The sequence below is a fragment of the Pseudomonas sp. NFACC08-1 genome, from assembly GCF_900106735.1.
GTDB classification, from domain to species: domain Bacteria; phylum Pseudomonadota; class Gammaproteobacteria; order Pseudomonadales; family Pseudomonadaceae; genus Aquipseudomonas; species Aquipseudomonas fluorescens_Q.
On sequence record NZ_FNNL01000004.1, the window covers coordinates 164,932 to 184,097 of the forward strand.

19 protein-coding genes and 1 tRNA gene are annotated in these 19,166 nt (G+C 59.6%); 16 read left to right on the plus strand and 4 right to left on the minus strand.

Going from position 1 to position 19,166, the window contains the following annotated elements:
- Positions 1-122 precede the first annotated feature (122 nt).
- Positions 123-428 carry a hypothetical protein gene (locus BLU76_RS10455; RefSeq protein ID WP_003203632.1) on the plus strand — a complete coding sequence of 102 codons (306 nt, stop codon included), beginning with the start codon at positions 123-125 and terminating at the stop codon, positions 426-428.
- A 162-nt stretch (positions 429-590) separates the two neighbouring features.
- Positions 591-905, plus strand: a complete 315-nt coding sequence (locus BLU76_RS10460) for an I78 family peptidase inhibitor (protein ID WP_092144389.1) — start codon at positions 591-593, stop codon at positions 903-905.
- A gap of 68 nt (positions 906-973) precedes the next feature.
- On the opposite strand, the gene BLU76_RS10465 is transcribed toward BLU76_RS10460, so the two are convergent.
- On the minus strand, positions 974-1,186 hold the full coding sequence (locus BLU76_RS10465; protein ID WP_003179963.1) for a cold-shock protein: 213 nt from the start codon (positions 1,184-1,186) through the stop codon (positions 974-976).
- Positions 1,187-1,475: 289 nt separating this feature from the next.
- Positions 1,476-1,778 (minus strand): hypothetical protein, encoded by a 303-nt coding sequence (locus tag BLU76_RS10470; RefSeq protein ID WP_092144391.1) that lies wholly within the window; start codon positions 1,776-1,778, stop codon positions 1,476-1,478.
- A 371-nt stretch (positions 1,779-2,149) separates the two neighbouring features.
- On the opposite strand from BLU76_RS10470, the gene thrS reads away from it, so the two are divergent.
- The 9 genes from thrS (at position 2,150) to BLU76_RS10515 (ending at position 9,615) form a co-directional block, all read left to right on the plus strand.
- Positions 2,150-4,072 carry a threonine--tRNA ligase gene (gene thrS, locus BLU76_RS10475; RefSeq protein ID WP_092144393.1) on the plus strand — a complete coding sequence of 641 codons (1,923 nt, stop codon included), beginning with the start codon at positions 2,150-2,152 and terminating at the stop codon, positions 4,070-4,072.
- Positions 4,072-4,623 (plus strand): translation initiation factor IF-3, encoded by a 552-nt coding sequence (infC, locus tag BLU76_RS10480; protein ID WP_169432615.1) that lies wholly within the window; start codon positions 4,072-4,074, stop codon positions 4,621-4,623. Before thrS ends, infC begins: the two co-directional genes overlap by 1 nt.
- Positions 4,624-4,683: 60 nt before the next feature.
- Positions 4,684-4,878, plus strand: coding sequence for a 50S ribosomal protein L35 (gene rpmI, locus BLU76_RS10485; protein WP_002553160.1), 195 nt, complete (start codon positions 4,684-4,686; stop codon positions 4,876-4,878).
- Positions 4,879-4,908: 30 nt separating this feature from the next.
- Positions 4,909-5,265 (plus strand): 50S ribosomal protein L20, encoded by a 357-nt coding sequence (gene rplT, locus BLU76_RS10490; RefSeq protein ID WP_002553161.1) that lies wholly within the window; start codon positions 4,909-4,911, stop codon positions 5,263-5,265.
- A gap of 109 nt (positions 5,266-5,374) precedes the next feature.
- Positions 5,375-6,391: a phenylalanine--tRNA ligase subunit alpha gene (pheS, locus tag BLU76_RS10495; RefSeq protein ID WP_063320398.1), complete on the plus strand. Its 1,017-nt coding sequence runs from the start codon at positions 5,375-5,377 to the stop codon at positions 6,389-6,391.
- Positions 6,392-6,426: 35 nt separating this feature from the next.
- Entirely contained in the window at positions 6,427-8,805 is a 2,379-nt protein-coding gene (pheT, locus tag BLU76_RS10500; RefSeq protein ID WP_092144395.1) for a phenylalanine--tRNA ligase subunit beta, read from the plus strand.
- A 3-nt stretch (positions 8,806-8,808) separates the two neighbouring features.
- Positions 8,809-9,111: an integration host factor subunit alpha gene (gene ihfA, locus BLU76_RS10505; RefSeq protein WP_002553164.1), complete on the plus strand. Its 303-nt coding sequence runs from the start codon at positions 8,809-8,811 to the stop codon at positions 9,109-9,111.
- Complete coding sequence (locus tag BLU76_RS10510; protein ID WP_003179985.1) at positions 9,092-9,448, plus strand: MerR family transcriptional regulator; 357 nt, start codon at positions 9,092-9,094, stop codon at positions 9,446-9,448. Before ihfA ends, BLU76_RS10510 begins: the two co-directional genes overlap by 20 nt.
- 90 nt (positions 9,449-9,538) lie before the next feature.
- A tRNA-Pro gene (locus BLU76_RS10515) sits at positions 9,539-9,615 on the plus strand.
- Positions 9,616-9,805: 190 nt separating this feature from the next.
- Here the strand turns inward: BLU76_RS10515 and BLU76_RS10520 are convergent.
- On the minus strand, positions 9,806-10,498 hold the full coding sequence (locus BLU76_RS10520; RefSeq protein ID WP_092144399.1) for a response regulator: 693 nt from the start codon (positions 10,496-10,498) through the stop codon (positions 9,806-9,808).
- Positions 10,473-13,865: an ATP-binding protein gene (locus tag BLU76_RS10525; protein WP_092144401.1), complete on the minus strand. Its 3,393-nt coding sequence runs from the start codon at positions 13,863-13,865 to the stop codon at positions 10,473-10,475. The genes BLU76_RS10520 and BLU76_RS10525 overlap by 26 nt, the downstream gene beginning before the upstream one ends.
- Before the next feature lie 320 nt (positions 13,866-14,185).
- On the opposite strand from BLU76_RS10525, the gene urtA reads away from it, so the two are divergent.
- The 5 genes from urtA (at position 14,186) to urtE (ending at position 19,111) form a co-directional block, all read left to right on the plus strand.
- Positions 14,186-15,430 (plus strand): urea ABC transporter substrate-binding protein, encoded by a 1,245-nt coding sequence (gene urtA, locus BLU76_RS10530; RefSeq protein WP_092144403.1) that lies wholly within the window; start codon positions 14,186-14,188, stop codon positions 15,428-15,430.
- Positions 15,431-15,540: 110 nt separating this feature from the next.
- Complete coding sequence (gene urtB / locus BLU76_RS10535; protein WP_170867292.1) at positions 15,541-16,458, plus strand: urea ABC transporter permease subunit UrtB; 918 nt, start codon at positions 15,541-15,543, stop codon at positions 16,456-16,458.
- Between the two features lie 10 nt (positions 16,459-16,468).
- The gene (urtC, locus tag BLU76_RS10540; RefSeq protein ID WP_063320402.1) at positions 16,469-17,656 is read left to right on the plus strand and encodes an urea ABC transporter permease subunit UrtC; all 1,188 of its coding nucleotides are present in this window, start codon (positions 16,469-16,471) and stop codon (positions 17,654-17,656) included.
- The gene (urtD, locus tag BLU76_RS10545) at positions 17,653-18,411 is read left to right on the plus strand and encodes an urea ABC transporter ATP-binding protein UrtD (protein WP_092144407.1); all 759 of its coding nucleotides are present in this window, start codon (positions 17,653-17,655) and stop codon (positions 18,409-18,411) included. Before urtC ends, urtD begins: the two co-directional genes overlap by 4 nt.
- Positions 18,412-18,421: 10 nt before the next feature.
- The gene (gene urtE, locus BLU76_RS10550) at positions 18,422-19,111 is read left to right on the plus strand and encodes an urea ABC transporter ATP-binding subunit UrtE (protein WP_063320404.1); all 690 of its coding nucleotides are present in this window, start codon (positions 18,422-18,424) and stop codon (positions 19,109-19,111) included.
- The last annotated feature ends 55 nt before the right edge of the window (positions 19,112-19,166 follow it).

Here is a 19,166-nt window from a genome sequence, read left to right on the forward strand (position 1 = left end):
GCTCGCGAGTTGGAGGGCTGTAAGTGGAGTTAAGCATTTTTGCCCCCGGTTTGGCACTGCGACTTAGGCATTGGAGGAGGGCTGTGCGACACTCTTTTTTTTGTTTTTAAAGGAGCCCCGCCGTGCAGATCGATTTGAACGCTCCGGATGGCCTGACCCTCGAGGCGGTTCGTCAATTGCTGGCCTCGGCCAGTGATGACGAGCATACCCAGCTGCGCGTGACCAAGGGCGGTATCGCCTATTTGTCCTCGGGTGTGGTCGGTGGCGCTGACATCGATGGTTTGCTGTTTCGGCTCGAAACCTGGGCGAAGGGCTCGGGATACGTCGGACGGGTTGCGGCCAGCGACGAGGTCTGGGTCATGCAGATCTACAATGCGCTGAAGGATAACTGGCCCAATCCTCCGTTCGATTACATCGACGTTTATTGAGCGGTGTTCATATCCAGTCACGATTCATGTCTGAACAGCAGTGGCGGCTCAGGCAAACTGCCGGTTTTCCGGATGAGCCAGGCCGACGGCTGTGGTGTTGAAACCAAGCGCCGTTTGGGTTGTCGCACGCTCTCTGTTTATCTATCGAAAAAAGGAGGCTTCATGCCTTGGAAGCTCGCGTCATTGAGTACTCTGTTGGCCGCCGTGGTCTTGAGCGGTTGCAGCAGCACCTCGGAATCGACTCCCGAACCCGTGGCGACCGAGTCCGGTCACGGCCGTTGCGAAGCGAAGGGCGCCGAGTTCGCCATTGGCAAGCAGGCCTCGCCACAATTGCTGGAGCAGGCTCGTACCCGTGCCGGCGCGCAGATTGCCCGAATCCTCAAGCCCAACGACATGGTGACGCTTGAGTACCGCTCCGATCGCCTGAATCTCAATACCGATGCCAACCTGGTGGTCAACCGGGTGAACTGCGGCTGACCGGCGGTTTTCAATCGCCCATAAAAAACCCCGTCACATGGACGGGGTTTTTTTAGTGCGCCAAGAAATTACTCTGGGCGAACCTGTGCAGCTTGCATACCCTTTTGGCCTTTCTCAGCCACGAAGGAAACGGTCTGGCCTTCTTTCAGGCTTTTGAAACCGTCGCTTTCGATAGCTTTGAAGTGTACGAACAGGTCGTCACCGCCACCTTGAGGAGTGATGAAGCCGAAGCCTTTTTCATCGTTGAACCATTTAACGGTGCCGGTTTGGCGATTAGACATGGTGTATCTCCAAGAAACATATATTTTCAGTGTACTGTGCTGCTCAGGCCAACTGGGCACACCCGGGTATCATAGTCGAAATGTTCGATTTGGGACCCCCCCAGACGCGCTGTTTGCCAATCAGTCGTGTTTGCTTTGCCGCCTTTACCCGCTGAAAGGCCCGGTTTTAAAGGCTTTCAGCCGAAAGTAAAGACGATAAAAAAAGCTGTAAAACCTGAATAAATCGTTCAAAAAAGCCTGAAATCAGTGTTTTTCAACCCTGCCGGGCTCGTTCAGGAGGCCTGCTTTCTCACTTTTTCGCCTTGTTGTCAGCCTTGCATTTTGCGATCTGGCCCAGTGCCTTTTGCTGCAGATCCGGGGTGGCCTTGTTGTCCATCAAGGCCTGGATGTCCGAGGCTGGATAGGACTTGATCGCATCGGCGCCACAGGCGCAATGAGCCTTGGCAGCGGCCGGGCCGATCTGGGGTGTTGCCGCCTCCGTGCATTGGGCCATGTATTTTTCGCGCTCGCCTTTGGGCCAGTCGGCATGGGCGGTCAGTGGAAGCAGCAGGGCGAGTGGGGCGACTACTGCAAACAATGTATTGAGATGCATGCGAAGATGCTCCTTTCGGGTCGATGTCTTGATATCTGAGGCGTTGCGCTCGGTTCAGTTCAGCACTCTGGCATAAAAACCGTGGATTTACGCCTGCTTCAATTCGAGCGCGGCGATGACCGTTCATCTGTGCTAGCATGCCGGGCTCGGGTATTTCCAGGCTGCGGATGACAACTCGTCCCGGCGGCAAATGTTCGAAATAACCCTGATTTGAATCCCAGTCACTCTGGTTCGGTTTTCCCGGTTGGCCGCAAGGCTCCTGCCGCTGTAAGGCAGGCGTTCGTCATTGAATGGCCTGGACTGGATCTTGTACTGGCTCATCCCAACCCACGTGACCTTTGGTAGGGGTCACCACTAGGAGAGGAGGCGCCATGCCAACTATTACTCTTCCCGATGGCAGTCAACGTTCATTCGATCACCCGGTTTCCGTAGCCGAGGTCGCCGCATCCATCGGCGCGGGCCTGGCCAAGGCCACCCTGGCCGGCAAGGTCAACGGCAAACTGGTCGACGCCAGTGACGTCATCGACAGCGACGCCACGCTGCAAATCATCACGCCAAAGGATGAAGAGGGGCTGGAGATCATTCGCCACTCTTGCGCGCACCTGGTCGGCCACGCGGTCAAGCAGCTGTACCCGAGCGCGAAGATGGTCATCGGGCCGGTCATCGATGAAGGCTTCTATTACGACATCGCCTTCGAGCGTCCTTTCACGCCGGACGACATGGCGGCCATCGAACAGCGCATGCAGCAGCTGATCGAGAAGGATTACGACGTCATCAAGAAAGTCACCCCGCGCGCCGAAGTCATCGAAGTCTTCAAGGCCCGTGGAGAGGACTACAAGCTGCGTCTGGTGGAAGAGATGCCGGACGAGCAGGCCATGGGCCTGTACTACCACGAAGAATACGTCGACATGTGCCGCGGTCCGCACGTGCCGAACACGCGTTTCCTCAAATCCTTCAAGCTGACCAAGCTGTCCGGTGCCTACTGGCGTGGCGATGCGAAGAACGAGCAGTTGCAGCGCGTCTATGGCACTGCCTGGGCCGACAAGAAGCAACTGGCGGCCTACATCCAGCGTATCGAAGAAGCCGAGAAGCGCGATCACCGCAAGATCGGCAAGCGCCTGGGCCTGTTCCACACCCAGGAAGAATCCCCGGGCATGGTGTTCTGGCACCCGAACGGCTGGACCCTGTACCAGGTGCTCGAGCAGTACATGCGCCAGGTCCAGCGTGAAAACGGCTACCTCGAGATCAAGACACCGCAAGTGGTGGACCGCAGCCTGTGGGAGAAATCCGGGCACTGGGCCAACTACGCCGACAACATGTTCACCACCCAGTCGGAAAACCGCGACTACGCCATCAAGCCGATGAACTGCCCTTGCCACGTGCAGGTGTTCAACCAGGGCCTGAAAAGCTACCGCGAGTTGCCGATGCGCCTGGCCGAGTTCGGTGCCTGCCATCGTAACGAGCCTTCGGGTGCGCTGCACGGCATCATGCGTGTGCGTGCGTTCACCCAGGACGATGCGCACATTTTCTGCACTGAAGAGCAGATGCAGGCCGAATCCGCCGCCTTCATCAAGCTGACCATGGACGTCTACCGGGACTTCGGCTTCACCGAAGTCGAAATGAAACTGTCCACTCGTCCGGAAAAGCGCGTTGGCTCCGACGAACTGTGGGATCGCGCCGAAGCGGCCCTGGCGGCTGCCCTCGATAGCGCGGGCCTGGCGTACGACCTGCAGCCGGGTGAGGGGGCCTTCTACGGTCCGAAAATCGAATTCTCGCTGAAAGATTGCCTCGGTCGCGTGTGGCAGTGTGGTACCTTGCAGCTCGATTTCAACCTGCCGATCCGTCTGGGCGCCGAATACGTGTCCGAAGACAACAGTCGCAAGCACCCGGTCATGCTTCACCGCGCGATCCTCGGTTCCTTCGAGCGTTTCGTCGGGATCCTGATCGAGCACTACGAGGGTGCGTTCCCCGCGTGGCTGGCGCCGACCCAGGCAGTGATCATGAATATCACTGATAAACAGGCAGATTTTGCCGCCGAAGTCGAAAAAACTCTCAACCAAAGCGGATTTCGTGCCAAGTCCGACTTGAGAAATGAAAAGATCGGCTTTAAAATCCGCGAGCATACTTTGCTCAAGGTTCCCTTTCTCTTGGTTATTGGAGATCGGGAGGTCGAGATGCAGACTGTCGCTGTGCGTACTCGTGAAGGTGCTGACCTGGGCTCGATGCCCGTCGCCGAATTCGCTGAGTTCCTCGCGCAAGCGGTTTCCCGGCGTGGTCGCCCAGATTTGGAGTAATTATTATTAAGCGTGAAATGAGACAAGATAAACGAGCTGCACCGAAAGCCCCGATCAACGAGAATATCTCGGCACGCGAGGTTCGGTTAATTGGCGCTGACGGCGAGCAGATTGGCATCGTCTCGATTGATGAAGCGCTTCGTATTGCTGAAGAAGCCAAGCTTGATCTGGTAGAAATTTCCGCAGACGCAGTCCCACCGGTTTGCCGGGTGATGGACTACGGCAAGTCGATCTTCGAAAAGAAGAAGCAGATTGCCGCGGCGAAGAAAAACCAGAAGCAGATTCAGGTAAAAGAAATCAAGTTTCGTCCAGGGACGGAGGAAGGGGATTACCAGGTAAAACTGCGCAACCTGGTACGTTTCCTGAGTGACGGGGACAGGGCCAAGGTATCCTTGCGATTCCGCGGCCGTGAGATGGCCCACCAGGAGCTGGGGATGGAACTCCTCAAGCGGGTTGAACAAGACCTGCTCGAGTACGGTTCGGTCGAACAGCATCCTAAGATGGAAGGACGCCAGCTGATCATGGTCATCGCCCCGAAAAAGAAGAAGTAATCACCAGGGCACGGCAGGCCTTGCGATTATGTTTATCAACTGAATGCGGAGTATCCGAACATGCCAAAGATGAAAACCAAAAGTGGTGCTGCTAAGCGGTTTCTGAAAACTGCTAACGGTATCAAGCACAAGCACGCTTTCAAGAGCCACATCCTGACCAAAATGTCGACCAAGCGTAAGCGTCAACTGCGCGGTAGCAGCTTGCTGCATCCGTCTGACGTGGCAAAAGTCGAGCGCATGCTGCGCCTTCGTTAATTTTTGGATCAAGAATAGAGGAAGTAACTCATGGCTCGTGTAAAGCGTGGCGTCATTGCCCGTAAGCGTCACAAAAAAATTCTGAAACTTGCTAAAGGCTACTACGGCGCGCGTTCCCGCGTATTCCGTGTTGCCAAGCAAGCGGTAATCAAGGCAGGCCAATACGCCTACCGTGACCGTCGTCAGAAAAAACGTCAGTTCCGCGCTCTGTGGATCGCTCGTATCAACGCTGGTGCTCGTGTTAACGGTCTGTCCTACAGCCGTTTCATTGCCGGCCTGAAAAAAGCGTCCATCGAGATCGACCGTAAGGTTCTGGCTGATCTGGCAGTGAACGAAAAAGCGGCGTTTGCTGCGATTGTCGAGAAAGCTAAAGCCACCTTGGCTTAAGTACCCCCGACAGTCACCAGGGCTCACCTCTGTGGGCTCGGGTGTTAAACGTCATAAATAGGGGAAGAGCCTTAAAGCTCTTCCCCTATTTTGTATCTGGAGTCTGTACATGGAAAACCTGGATGCGCTGGTCGCTCAAGCACTAGAGGCTGTGCAAAGCGCTGAAGATATCAATGCCCTGGAGCAAATCCGGGTTCTGTACCTTGGCAAGAAGGGCGAGTTGACCCAGGTGATGAAGACCCTGGGGAACCTGCCGGCCGAAGAGCGTCCGCAGGTCGGTGCGCTGATCAACGTTGCCAAGGAACGTGTCACAGAGGTCCTTAACGCGCGCAAGGCGTTGTTCGAGGAGGCGGATCTGGCTGCCAAACTCGCCGCCGAGTCCATCGACGTGACCCTGCCTGGCCGTGGCCAGACTTCCGGCGGCCTGCATCCGGTCACCCGCACGCTGGAACGCATCGAGCAGTTCTTCACCCACATCGGCTACGGCATTGCCGAAGGCCCTGAGGTCGAAGACGACTACCACAACTTTGAAGCGCTCAACATCCCAGGCCATCACCCGGCCCGGTCGATGCATGACACCTTCTACTTCAATGCGAACATGCTGTTGCGCACCCATACCTCGCCGGTACAGGTCCGCACCATGGAATCGCAGCAGCCGCCGATCCGCATCGTCTGCCCAGGCCGTGTGTACCGCAGCGACTCCGATATCACCCACTCGCCGATGTTCCACCAGGTCGAAGGCCTGCTGGTTGATCGCGACATCAATTTCGCCGACCTCAAAGGCACGATCGAAGAGTTCCTGCGGGTGTTCTTCGAAAAAGAACTGGCCGTGCGTTTCCGCCCTTCGTACTTCCCGTTCACCGAGCCTTCCGCTGAAGTCGACATGGAATGCGTGATGTGCAGTGGCAAAGGCTGCCGCGTCTGCAAACAGACTGGCTGGCTGGAAGTCATGGGCTGCGGCATGGTTCACCCGAACGTGCTGCGTATGTCCGGTATCGATCCGGAAGAATTCTCGGGTTTTGCTTTCGGCATGGGCGCCGAGCGCCTGGCCATGCTGCGTTACGGTGTGAATGACTTGCGCCTGTTCTTCGACAACGACTTGCGATTCCTTGCGCAATTTCGCTAGGCCGCAGTCCGTAACGAATCTATTGGGAGAGCAGGATGAAATTCAGTGAACAGTGGCTGCGCGGCTGGGTAAGCCCGCAGGTAAGTCGGGACGAGCTGGTTGCTCGCCTGTCGATGGCCGGCCTCGAGGTCGATAGCGTCACGCCGGCCGCCGGTGATTTCAGCGGCGTGGTGGTGGGCGAGGTGTTGAGCACCGAGCAACACCCAGACGCTGACAAATTGCGGGTTTGCCAGGTCAGCAATGGCGCGGAAACCTTCCAGGTGGTCTGCGGCGCGCCCAACGTGCGCCCGGGTCTGAAGATCCCGTTCGCCATGATCGGTGCCGAGCTGCCGGGCGACTTCAAGATCAAGAAAGCCAAGCTGCGCGGCGTCGAGTCCAACGGCATGTTGTGCTCCCAGGCCGAGCTGCAGATTGGCGAAGGCAACGATGGCTTGATGGAACTGCCGGCGGATGCGCCGGTGGGCCAGGATATTCGTGAATACCTGGGCCTGGACGATGCGAGCATCGAGGTCGACCTGACGCCGAACCGTGGCGACTGCCTGTCCCTGGCCGGCCTGGCCCGCGAAGTCGGCGCGCTGTATGCCGTCCCCGTGACGCGTCCTGTGGTCGCGGCCGTGCCAGCGGTGCATGATGAGGTGCGTTCGGTTGAAGTCCTCGCGCCAGCGGCGTGCCCACGTTACCTGGGCCGCGTGATCCGTAACGTCGACCTGTCGAAGCCGACGCCGCTGTGGATGGTCGAGCGCCTGCGCCGTGCCGACGTGCGCAGCATCGACGCCGCCGTCGACATCACCAACTACGTGATGCTGGAGCTGGGTCAACCGCTGCACGCGTTCGATCTCGCCGAAATCAACGGCGGTATCCGCGTGCGCATGGCCGAAGAGGGCGAGAAGCTGGTCCTGCTCGACGGCCAGGAAGTGACCTTGCGCAGCGATACACTGGTGATTGCCGACCATTCCCGCGCCTTGGCGATTGCCGGCGTAATGGGGGGCGAGCACAGCGGCGTCTCCACCACGACCCGTGACGTATTCCTTGAAAGCGCGTTCTTCGACCAGATCGCAGTGGCTGGCAAGGCGCGCTCCTATGGGCTGCACACCGATGCCTCGCACCGTTACGAGCGTGGCGTGGACTGGCAACTGGCCCGTGAAGCCATGGAGCGCGCCACTGGCCTGCTGCTGGACATCACCGGTGGCGAAGCCGGCCCGATCATCGAAACCGTCAGCGAACAGCACCTGCCGAAGATCGCTCCGATCACCCTGCGTGCCCAACGCATCACCCAGATGCTGGGCATGGAAATGGACGCTGCCGAAGTCGAGCGCCTGCTCAGTGCCCTTGGCCTGGGTATCAGTGCGGATGGGGCAGGGCAGTGGCGCGTCGAAGTGCCAAGCCATCGCTTCGATATCAGCCTGGAAGTCGACCTGATCGAAGAACTGGCCCGCCTGTATGGCTACAACCGCCTGCCGGTTCGCTACCCGCAAGCACGCCTGGCCCCACAGGCCAAGGCTGAAGCTCGCAGCGACCTGCCGGAACTGCGCCGCCTGCTGGTGGCCCGCGGTTATCAGGAAGCGATCACCTACAGCTTCATCGATCCGCGTCAGTTCGAGCTGTTCAATCCGGGTGTCGAGCCGCTGTTGCTGGCCAACCCGATCTCCAACGACATGGCGGCCATGCGCTCGTCGCTGTGGCCTGGTTTGGTCAAATCGCTGCAGCACAACCTGAACCGTCAGCAGGATCGCGTGCGTCTGTTCGAAAGCGGCCTGCGCTTCGTCGGTCAACTGGACGGCTTGAAGCAAGAGTCGATGCTGGCCGGTGTGGTCTGCGGCAGTCGCTTGCCGGAAGGCTGGGCGCAAGGTCGCGATGTCGTCGATTTCTTCGACGTCAAGGCTGACGTGGAAGCGGTGCTCGGCTTCGCCGGTGCGCTCGACGCGTTCACTTTCGTGCCGGGCAAGCATCCAGCGCTGCATCCTGGACAGACCGCACGTATCGAGCGAGACGGGCGTGAAGTCGGCTATGTCGGTGCCATTCACCCGGAACTGTCGAAAACCCTGGGCCTTGATCGTCCGGTCTTCGTTTTCGAGCTGGTTCTGGCTGAAGTCGCCCAGGGGAAAATGCCGAAATTCCAGGAGTTATCGCGCTTTCCTGAAGTGCGTCGTGACCTGGCGCTGCTGGCTGATCGCGACGTTGCATCCAGCGCTGTGCTGGAGGTAATCCGTGAAAATGCAGGCGAATGGCTCACGGACCTCAGGCTATTTGACGTGTATCAGGGTAAAGGCATTGATCCGCATAGAAAAAGCCTTGCAGTTGGCTTGACCTGGCAGCATCCATCGCGCACTCTTAATGACGATGAGGTGAATACCGCAACGCAGAACATCCTCACCTCGCTCGAAAACAGGTTGAACGCCACGTTAAGGAAGTGACGTATGGGGGCTCTGACGAAAGCTGAGATGGCGGAACGTCTGTATGAGGAGCTGGGCCTGAATAAACGGGAGGCCAAAGAATTGGTCGAACTGTTTTTCGAAGAAATCAGGCACGCTCTGGAAGACAACGAGCAGGTCAAGTTGTCCGGTTTCGGCAATTTCGACCTTCGGGACAAACGCCAGCGGCCTGGCCGCAATCCGAAAACGGGAGAAGAAATCCCGATCACGGCTCGCCGTGTGGTCACCTTTCGTCCAGGGCAGAAGTTGAAGGCCCGAGTTGAGGCTTATGCTGGAACCAAGTCATAACGACGAACTACCCGTCATCCCGGGCAAACGCTACTTCACCATTGGTGAAGTCAGCGAGCTGTGTGCGGTAAAGCCGCACGTGCTGCGCTATTGGGAGCAGGAGTTTCCTCAACTCAACCCGGTCAAGCGCCGCGGAAACCGCCGGTATTATCAGCGACAAGACGTGCTGATGATCCGGCAGATCCGCGCGCTGCTGTACGATCAGGGGTTCACCATCGGCGGCGCACGCCTGCGCCTCTCCGGTGATGAGGCCAAAGACGATACAACCCAGTACAAACAGATGATCCGCCAGATGATCGCCGAGCTTGAAGATGTGCTGGTGGTGCTCAAGAAATAAATTTCTGCTTTTAAATACTTCCAGTTTTCAAAAGCTTGCGATATATTCCTGAGCGTTCCGTTGAGAAGCGGAACAAGATTCACGCCTAGTCGGGGCGTAGCGCAGTCCGGTAGCGCACTAGCATGGGGTGCTAGGGGTCGAGTGTTCGAATCACTCCGTCCCGACCATATTTTTCAATGACTTAGCCCAATCTGAAAAGGTTGGGCTTTTTCATGCCTAAAAAATACCCCCGCATTGCCTGGGTGGCAGGGCTGAAAATCCAGAGCCGTTTCTAACGTTCCTGCTTCATCCACCAGGTTCTGTCATGGACGAAAACGGCCCCAGTGCTCATCCAACAATACGTTCGGTTGTCGTGGCTCACCTTGAAGCACTGTTGCGAGAGTCGGTCATGGCCGACAAGGCCACGGAGGTCGCGGCTGTGCGTGTTTCTACACCTAACTTCACATACACATGTTCCAGATGTTTGTTCACGGTGCGTGGGCTCAGATCAAGAATGGTGCCGATGTCGCGGTTGGTCTTGCCGCAGGCCACCCAGCGCAGAACCTCGACTTCCCGACCGGTGAGCTGAAAGCGTGCCGACAGCACCCTGTGCGCCGGCTCGTCGTCCAGGCTCGGCGGGGCTGGTTGTGACGCCGCTCGGGCTGACAGCAGGATGCGCGAGGTGCGCAGGTGCGCGGCGACCCGGGCCAGCACTTCGTCGGTCTGGATCGGCTTGGTCACGTAGTCGCTGCCACCCACTTCAAAGCCCTGGACCACATGCCTGCTTTCCGTCAGCGCGGTCATGAACAGCACTGGAATATCGGCGTTGGCCGGTTGCTCCTTGATCCGCCGGCAGGTCTCGAAGCCGTCCAGGCCCGGCATCATCGCATCCAGCAGGATCAGGTCTGGACGCCGGCGTTCGATGCGGTTCAGGGCGCTGAGCCCGTCGAGGGCCACCAGCACCATGTAGCCGGCATCATTGAGGGCGTCGGAGAGCATGGCGAGGTTGTCCGGGGTGTCGTCCACAATCAACACGACACCGGGTTCAGCGACTGTGGTCAGTGCATTCATCTTCTGCCTCCTTGAGGGCGCGGTTGATTTCGTCCAGGCGAAAATTTTTCAGCAGCTTGCGTAGCGAACTGATGAAAGGGGCGGTGGCTGGCGTCTCGGCCTGGATGGCGTCGAGTTTTTCGTGCAGACCGCGTACGTAGCCGATGGCGCTGAGTTCGCCGAGGGCGATGAGGTCAGGCTGTGAGGGCAATATCCCCGGTTCGGGGAATGTCGCAGGGGCTGGTTTTTCGCGGCGCAGCCAGTGCAGGTCGAGTTGTTTCTGGATCCGCTCGAGCAGCTCCGGGGTGTGTACCGGCTTGGCAAGGTAGTCGTTGCAGACACTGGCCAGGCTGCGCTCGCGCTCGTCGTTAAAGGCATTGGCCGATATCACGATGATCGGTGCCGTGGACAACGCATTGCGGCGGATCAGCCGGCTGGTTTCCCAGCCATCCATCGTCGGCATCGACAGGTCCATGAGAATCAGGTCCGGCCCCAGCAGGGCGACCTGGCGAATCGCTTCCTGGCCGTTGCTGGCCTGGACCACTTCAAAGCCCAGGGGCGTAAGCATGCCGCTGAGGACCTTGCGATGGTCCACATGGTCGTCCACTACCAGCACCAGACGCCGCGGCCCCTGGTAGCCGATGATGTCGTGTTCGACATGGATCACCGCTTGCGGCACCCGTACTTGCGAGAGAAACAGGCGCACCTGGAAACAGGTGCCCTTGTCCTGCTGACTCTTGACCTGCAACTCGCCGCCCATCAGCGAGGTGAGCATGCGGGTAATGGTCAGGCCCAGGCCAACGCCCTTGTCCTGGCGCATCAGATCACCGCGCTCGAAAGGCTGGAAGATTCGCTCGATGTGCTCGGGGTCGATGCCGATACCCGTGTCGATGATGTCGAAGGTTGCCGTCTCGCGCATGTAACTGACCCGCAGGCAGACTTCGCCGCTGTCGGTGAAATTGACCGCATTGCCCAACAGGTTGATGAGGATCTGCCGGACGCGCTTTTCGTCGCCTCGCACCACCGCCGGCATCTTGCCGATCAGCTCCAGGCGAAAGCGCAACCCTTTGTCCCGTGCTTGTGGGGTGAACATCAGCTCCAGATCGTGGATCAGTTCCGGAAAGGGGATTTCCGTCGGTTCCAGGCGCAATTTGCCAGCCTCGATCTTGGCCACATCGAGCAGGCCGTCGATCAGCGACAGCAGGTGCGAGCCGCTGCGCAGGATGGTCGCCAGGGCATCCTGATGCTGCTCCGGCATGGCCGCATCGCGCTGCAGGATCTGGGTAAAACCGAGGATGCTGTTCAACGGTGTACGCAGTTCGTGGGACAGTCCGGTGACGTAGCGACTCTTGGCCGCGTTGGCCGCCTCGGAAGCCTCCTTGGCATCTTGCAGGGCCTGGTCGGTCAAGCGGTGGGCTTCGATTTCCTGCATCAGCAGCAGGGTCTGGCGGTCCGATTCTTCCTGGGCCACGCGGCGGCTTTCCCGCGTCAGAACGACCCACCAGGCGAGGATGGCCGCCAGTACCGAGAGCGTCAGAAAGGCCTGGAAAAATGCCTGGTACAGCGTCGCCTGGGCTTGCGGCGAGTGGGGCAGTCCCTGGGAGGCCTGGCCATAGATCAGCGCCAGAGCGCCGCTGAGCATAAGGATCAGCGCGAGCAGCAGGCCCAGGTAATGCACTAGCCGGGTGTGCAGGCGTGGCACCGTTGCATTGGGCAGCAACCAATGCAACAGCGCTTCGAACTGCGCCGACAGACGCCCGTGAGGTTTGCAGCGATCGCCGCAACGCGCGTCCAGCGAACAGCAAAGTGAGCAGATGGGCGTGCTGTAGGCCGGACAGAAAGCCATGTCGGCGGTTTCGAACGGGTTGCTGCACAGGCCGCAGGTGATCAGCGTGCTCGGTGCCACCGGTTGCAGCAGTAGCGGATCGCTGGTGCGGGCAATGTAATAGCGGCTGCGTGTGGCCCAGGCCAGCAGCGGGGTCATGACCAGCGAGGTGCCGAGGGCGACGAAGGGCGGGGCGGCCTGGGCCAGCGCACCAAATAGACCGAAGTGGGCGAGGACCGACAGCAGCGAGGCAATCAGCATGGAGCCGACGCCCACCGGGTTGATGTCGTAGAGGTGAGCGCGCTTGAACTCGATGTATTTCGGTGACAACCCCAAGGGTTTGTTGATCACCAGGTCGGCGACCACCGAGCCGATCCAGGCGATGGCGATGTTGGCGTAGAGACCGAGCACCTGGTCGATGACGTCGAATACCCCCAGCTCCATCAGCATCAGGGCAATCGCCACATTGAACACCAGCCAAACTACGCGGCCGGGGTGACTGTGGGTGACCCGGGCGAAAAAGTTCGACCAGGCCAGGGAGCCGGCGTAGGCGTTGGTCAGGTTGATCTTCATCTGCGAGACGAAGACGAACAGCACCATGGCCGCCAGGGCCCATTCCGGCGAGGCGAACACATAACCGAAGGCCACCAGGTACATCTGGGTCGGCTCCGTAGCGCGCTCGATGGGGATCTCGTGTTGCAGGGCGAGAAACGCCAGGAAGGCGCCAGCGAACATTTTCAGGGCGCCGGGCAGGATCCAGCCGGGGCCGGCGCAGAGCAGGGCGGCCCACCAGCGCTTGCGGTTGGACGCGGTTTTTTCCGGCAGGAAGCGCAGGTAGTCGACCTGTTCGCCGATCTGCGTCACCAGGGACAGGGCCACGGTACAGGCCGCGCAAAACGCCAGCAGATTGAAGTCGCCGCTGGCATCACGGCCCTGGAAACTGGTCCAGTCGCTGAAGGCCTCGGGGTTTTTTAGCAGCACAAACAGATAGGGCAGCACCAGCAGCACCAGCCACAACGGCTGGGTCCAGAGTTGCAGGCGGCTGATCAGGGTCACCCCATAGGCCACCAGGGGGATCACCAGCACAGAGCAGATCACATAGGCAAAGGCCAATGGGATATGGAAGTACAGCTCCAAGGCCAGGGCCATGATCGCTGCTTCCAGGGCGAAGAACAGAAAGGTGAAGCTGGCGTAGATCAGTGAGGTGATGGTCGAGCCGATGTAGCCGAAGCCGGCACCGCGGGTCAACAGGTCCATATCGACGCCGTAGCGGGCGGCGTAGTAGCTGACGGGCAGGCCGGTGAGGAAGATGATCAGGCTCACGGCGAGAATCGCCCAGAAGGTGTTGGTGAAGCCGTAGCTCAGGGCCAGCACCCCGCCAATCGCCTCCAGGGCCAGGAACGACACCGCGCCCAGGGCGGTGTTGGCGATGCGCAGTTCCGACCACCTGCGAAAGGACTTTGGTGTGTAACGCAGGGCGTAGTCTTCCATGGTTTCGTCGGCGACCCAGCTGTTGTAGTCGCGACGGATCTTGGCGATGCGCTGGGTGCCAGGTGGAAGCACGACGAAAGACTCCTGGGGTCAAGGCGCTCCGTGCCTGGCGGGTGTGCCCGTGGCGGATAGCCGAGCAATTTTCATGCCCTGCACCGCGCCGTCTTGCCGCGCCAACTGTTGCCTGCGCGCGCGTCCGCGCAGTGCCGTTCAGGCGGGGCCTGGAGCGATAGCCTGCGCCGCCTTGGTGCATTTTTCCCTACGTCAAATGACGTATGCGCTTACGTCAGGCTGCGTATACCCGTCGCCGATCCGCGCAGCCATGCTGATGCCACCACCGTTGCCGGCCGCCCCAAGGCGAGCTGTCAGCGTCACCGCAGAGGAGTAGCAGCATGGAACCACGATTGATCCGGACCAAAGGCCTGTTGCCGCGCCGCCTGGCGCTGGGGGCGGCGGCCCTGTCGCTATTGGCTGCCAGTGTGTTCAGCCAGGGTGTATGGGCCGACGAGGCCAATAGCACCGGCCTGGCGGTGACCGCCACTGAAGTCACGGTCGGCCAGTTGCACTCGGCCACCGGCACCATGGCGATTTCCGAGACCGGTTCGATCCAGGCCGAACGCCTGGCCATTGAGCAGATCAACGCTTCAGGCGGCATCCTCGGTCGGCAGATCAAGGTGATCCAAGAAGACGGCGCCTCCGACTGGCCGACCTTCGCCGAGAAGGCCAAGAAGCTTCTGGTCAACGACAAGGTGGCCACGGTGTTCGGCTGCTGGACCTCGGCGTCGCGCAAGGCTGTGCTGCCGATCTTCGAGAAAGAAAACGGCCTGCTTTACTACCCGACTTTCTACGAGGGGCTGGAGCAGTCGAAGAACGTGATCTACACGGGCCAGGAAGCCACCCAGCAAATCCTCGCCAGCCTCGACTGGATCGCCAAGACCAAAGGCGCCAAAACCTTCTACCTGGTGGGATCGGACTATATCTGGCCACGCACCTCGATGAAGATTGCCCGCAAGCACATTGAAAACGTGCTGCACGGCACCGTGGTCGGCGAAGACTATTACCCGCTCGGCAACACCCAGTTCGGTTCGCTGATCAACAAAGTCAAGTTGAAGAAGCCCGACGTGGTGTTCGCGGCAGTGGTGGGTGGCTCCAACGTGGCCTTCTACAAGCAACTCAATGCGGCGGGTGTCAATTCGGCCAAGCAGACCTTGCTCACGCTCTCGGTCACCGAAGATGAGTTGCTGGGCATCGGCGGTGAGAACATGGCCGGTTTCTATGCCTCGATGAAGTACTTCCAGAGCCTGGACAACCCCAACAACAAAGCCTTCGTCGACGCTTTCAAGGCCAAGTACGGCAAGGATTCGGTGATCGGCGACGTGACCCAGGCCGCGTACCTGGGCCCATGGTTGTGGAAGGCCGCGGTGGAAAAAGCCGGCAGCTTCGATGTCGACAAAGTGGTTGCAGCCTCGCCGGGCATCGAGTTGAAAACCGCGCCTGAAGGCTACGTCAAAGTGCATGAAAACCATCACCTGTGGAGCAAGACCCGCATCGGTGAAGTGCAGCCCGATGGCCAGTTCAAAGTGGTGTTCGAGTCCGATCTGATCGAGCCGAATCCGTTCCCTAAAGGCTATCAGTAAGGTCTGGGCCATCACGGCAAGCCGACTCCAACACTCCGTAGGAGCTGGCTTGCCGGCGATGGAGCTCCAACGTTTTTCCACATCCTCCCTCCAAGCAGGAGTCCATCATCATGGAATGGCTATCGGAATTTGGTGCCATCGCGGCGATGCAGGGGTTCAACGGCTTGTCCGTGTTCTGTGTGCTGCTGTTGATGGCATTGGGGCTGGCGATCATTTTCGGCCAGATGGGGGTCATCAACATGGCCCACGGCGAGTTCCTCACGATCGGCGCCTACACCACCTATGTCTGTTCGAGCCTGACCAGTCATTTCGCTCCGTGGTTTCAACCCTATTATTTTTTCCTCGCCATCGCCCTGTCGTTTCTGGTGGCCGGGGCCATCGGCTGGCTGGTGGAGTGGGCGATGATCAGTCGGCTCTACAAGCGTCCGTTGGACACATTGCTGGCGACCTGGGGGCTGTCCCTAGTGATGCAGCAGACCTTCCGTTCGGTGTTCGGCGCCCGTGAAGTCAGCGCCACGCCGCCGGAGTGGCTGATGGGCTCGTTCAACTTCACCGAGTCCATCGAGATCCCGCGCAACGGTCTGTTCATGATGGCCCTGACCCTGCTGCTCACCGCGGCCATTTTTCTCTTGCTCTACCGCTCACGCTGGGGCCTGCAAGTGCGGGCCACGGTGCAAAACCGGCTGATGAGCCGTGCCGTGGGCATCAACACGCGCAAGGTCGACCGCATGACCTTTGCCCTCGGTTGTGGTGTCGCGGGGGTGGCCGGCGCGGCCTTTACCACCATTGGCTCCACCGGGCCCACCGCGGGCTCGCAGTACATAGTCGACACCTTCCTGGTGGTGGTCTTCGGCGGCGCACAAAGCCTGTTCGGCACTATTGCGTCGGCGTTCGTCATTGCCCAGACCCAATCGATCTCGGAGTTCTTCCTCAGTGGTTCGATGGCCAAGGTGCTGACCCTGTCCGGGGTGATTCTGATCCTGATGTTGCGCCCTCAAGGGTTGTTCTCCATCAAAGTGCGCAAGTAGAGGCGAGCCAATGAAGCTTTTAGACAAGATGCTGGCGGGCAAGCAGAACCTGTTGGGCGTGGCCCTGTTGGCGCTGCTGATTCTCGTGGTCTTCCCGCTGACCCTGGATGCCTTTCGCCTGAACATGGTGGGCAAGTACCTGACCTATGCCTTCGTCGCTGTCGGCCTGGTGCTGTGTTGGGGCTATGGCGGCATTCTCAGCCTCGGGCAAGGGGTGTTCTTCGGCGTCGGCGGCTACTGCATGGCGATGTTTCTCAAGCTCGAAGCCTCCGACCCGCAGAGCACCAAAATCCAGTCGACGCCGGGCATTCCGGATTTCATGGACTGGAACCAGATCACCGAACTGCCGTGGCTCTGGGTACCGTTCCACAGTTTCAGCTTCACCCTGTTGGCGGTGATCCTGGTGCCGGTAGGGCTGGCCTTCATCATTGGCATGGCGCTGTTCAAGCGGCGGGTGGGGGATGTTTATTTCTCTATCGTCAGCCAGGCCATCGCGCTGATTCTCACGGTGTTGATCGTCGGCCAGCAGGGCCTGACCGGCGGAGTCAACGGCATCACCGATCTCAAGACGCTGCTCGGCTGGGACCTGCGCAGTGACAGCGCCAAGCTGCTGCTGTACTTCATCAACGCGGCCTTGTTGTTCGGCTGCATTTTCATCGGCCGTTTCGTCCTTGCGTCGAAGCTCGGGCGGCTGCTGATGGCGATGCGCGATAAAGAGGAGCGGGTGCGCTTCTCCGGTTATGACGTGGCCAGTTTCAAGATTTTCGTGTTCTGCATCGCCGCTGCCTTCTCGGCCATAGGCGGCGCCATGTTCGCCTTGCAGGTGGGCTTCATGTCGCCTTCGTTCGTCGGCATCGTGCCATCCATCGAGATGGTGATCTTTGCCGCTGTCGGCGGGCGCATGTCGCTGCTGGGCGCGGTGTATGGGGCCTTGCTGGTGAACTACGGCAAGACCTATTTCTCCGAGTCCTTCCCCGAATTGTGGCTGTACCTGATGGGCGGGCTGTTCATTGCCGTGGTCATGTACTTCCCCAATGGTTTGGCCGGACTTTGGGACAGCCATGGCCGCCAGACCCTTGGCCGTTTATTGCGGCGTACCCCGCAGCAAGCTGCCGTTGCCGCGCCCCTGCCGGAGACGTCGCGCACTGCACCGCCGACCCCTGCTTCTGAACGTCCTTCGCTGGAGACACAGCCATGACCGCCGTAGGTTTTCAGATGAACAAGCCGGTGCTGGTTATCGAGGGGCTGACGGTGTCCTTCGACGGTTTCAAGGCTGTGGACAACCTCAACCTGTACATCGACCGCAATGAAGTGCGGGTGGTGATCGGGCCCAACGGCGCAGGCAAGACCACGGTGCTCGACCTGATCTGCGGCAAGACCCGCGCCACCAGCGGTAGCATCCAGTTCGATGGAAAGGAACTGACCAGGATGCGCGAGTACAACATCGTCCGTGCCGGTGTCGGGCGCAAATTCCAGAACCCGTCGATCTACGAAAACCTCACGGTGTTCGAGAACCTGGAGATGTCCTACCCGGCGGGGCGCAAGGTGTTTGGCGCGTTGTTCTTCAAACGCAGTGCCGCAGTGATTGCCCGGGTTGAAGAGGTGGCGCGGGAGATCTTTCTCGGCGAGCTGTTGCAGCAACAGGCCGACCTGCTGTCCCACGGCCAGAAGCAGTGGCTGGAGATCGGCATGCTGCTGATGCAGGACCCTGACCTGTTGATGCTCGATGAACCGGTCGCAGGGATGAGCGTCAACGAGCGCGTACAGACTGCGGAACTGCTCAAGCGCATCAGCCAGGGCCGCTCGGTGCTGGTGATCGAACACGACATGGAATTCGTCAAGAGCATCGCCCATAAGGTCACGGTGCTGCATCAGGGCAAGGTCCTGGCCGAGGGCAGCATGGAGTCGGTGCAGAGCAACCCGAAAGTCATCGAAGTCTATTTAGGCCATTGAGGAAGCAGGCATGTTCAACGTAGACAAGCTGTCCTGTGGTTACGGCCAGAGTCAGATCCTTCACGACCTCGACCTGGCCGTGGCCAAACGCGAAATCGTCGCCGTGATGGGACGCAACGGCATGGGCAAGACCACGCTGTTCAAGAGCTTGATGGGCATCCTTCCGCAGTGGCGGGGGCAGGTCAGCGTCGATGGTCAGGAAGTCTCGAACCTGGAAACCCACGAGCGGGTGGAGCACGGCATCGCCTATGTGCCTCAGGGGCGGATGATTTTCCCTAGCATGACGGTGTTGGAAAACATACAGACCGGCCTGCCGGCATCGGCCCGGGGCCAGGTGCCCGAAGACCTCTATGCGTTGTTTCCGGTGCTCCACGACATGCGCTCGCGCAAGGGTGGCAACCTTTCGGGCGGGCAGCAGCAACAACTGGCGATTGCCCGGGCACTGGCGACCAATCCCAAGGTGTTGTTGCTCGATGAACCCACCGAGGGCATCCAGCCATCGATCATCAAGGACATCGCCCGCACTTTGAAAGAGATCCGTCACCTGCGCGACCTGACCATTGTTGTCTCCGAGCAGGTGCTGTCATTCACCCTGGAAATCGCCGACCGCTTCCTGGTGATCGAGAAGGGTCGCTTCGTGATCGAGGAGACCCGGGACAAGGTCGACGAATCCACCATCAGTCGCTACCTCTGCGTGTAGGCGCGATCGCCCCCCTTGTAGCAGCTGGCAAACCAGCTCAAAGGGGTACGTCATC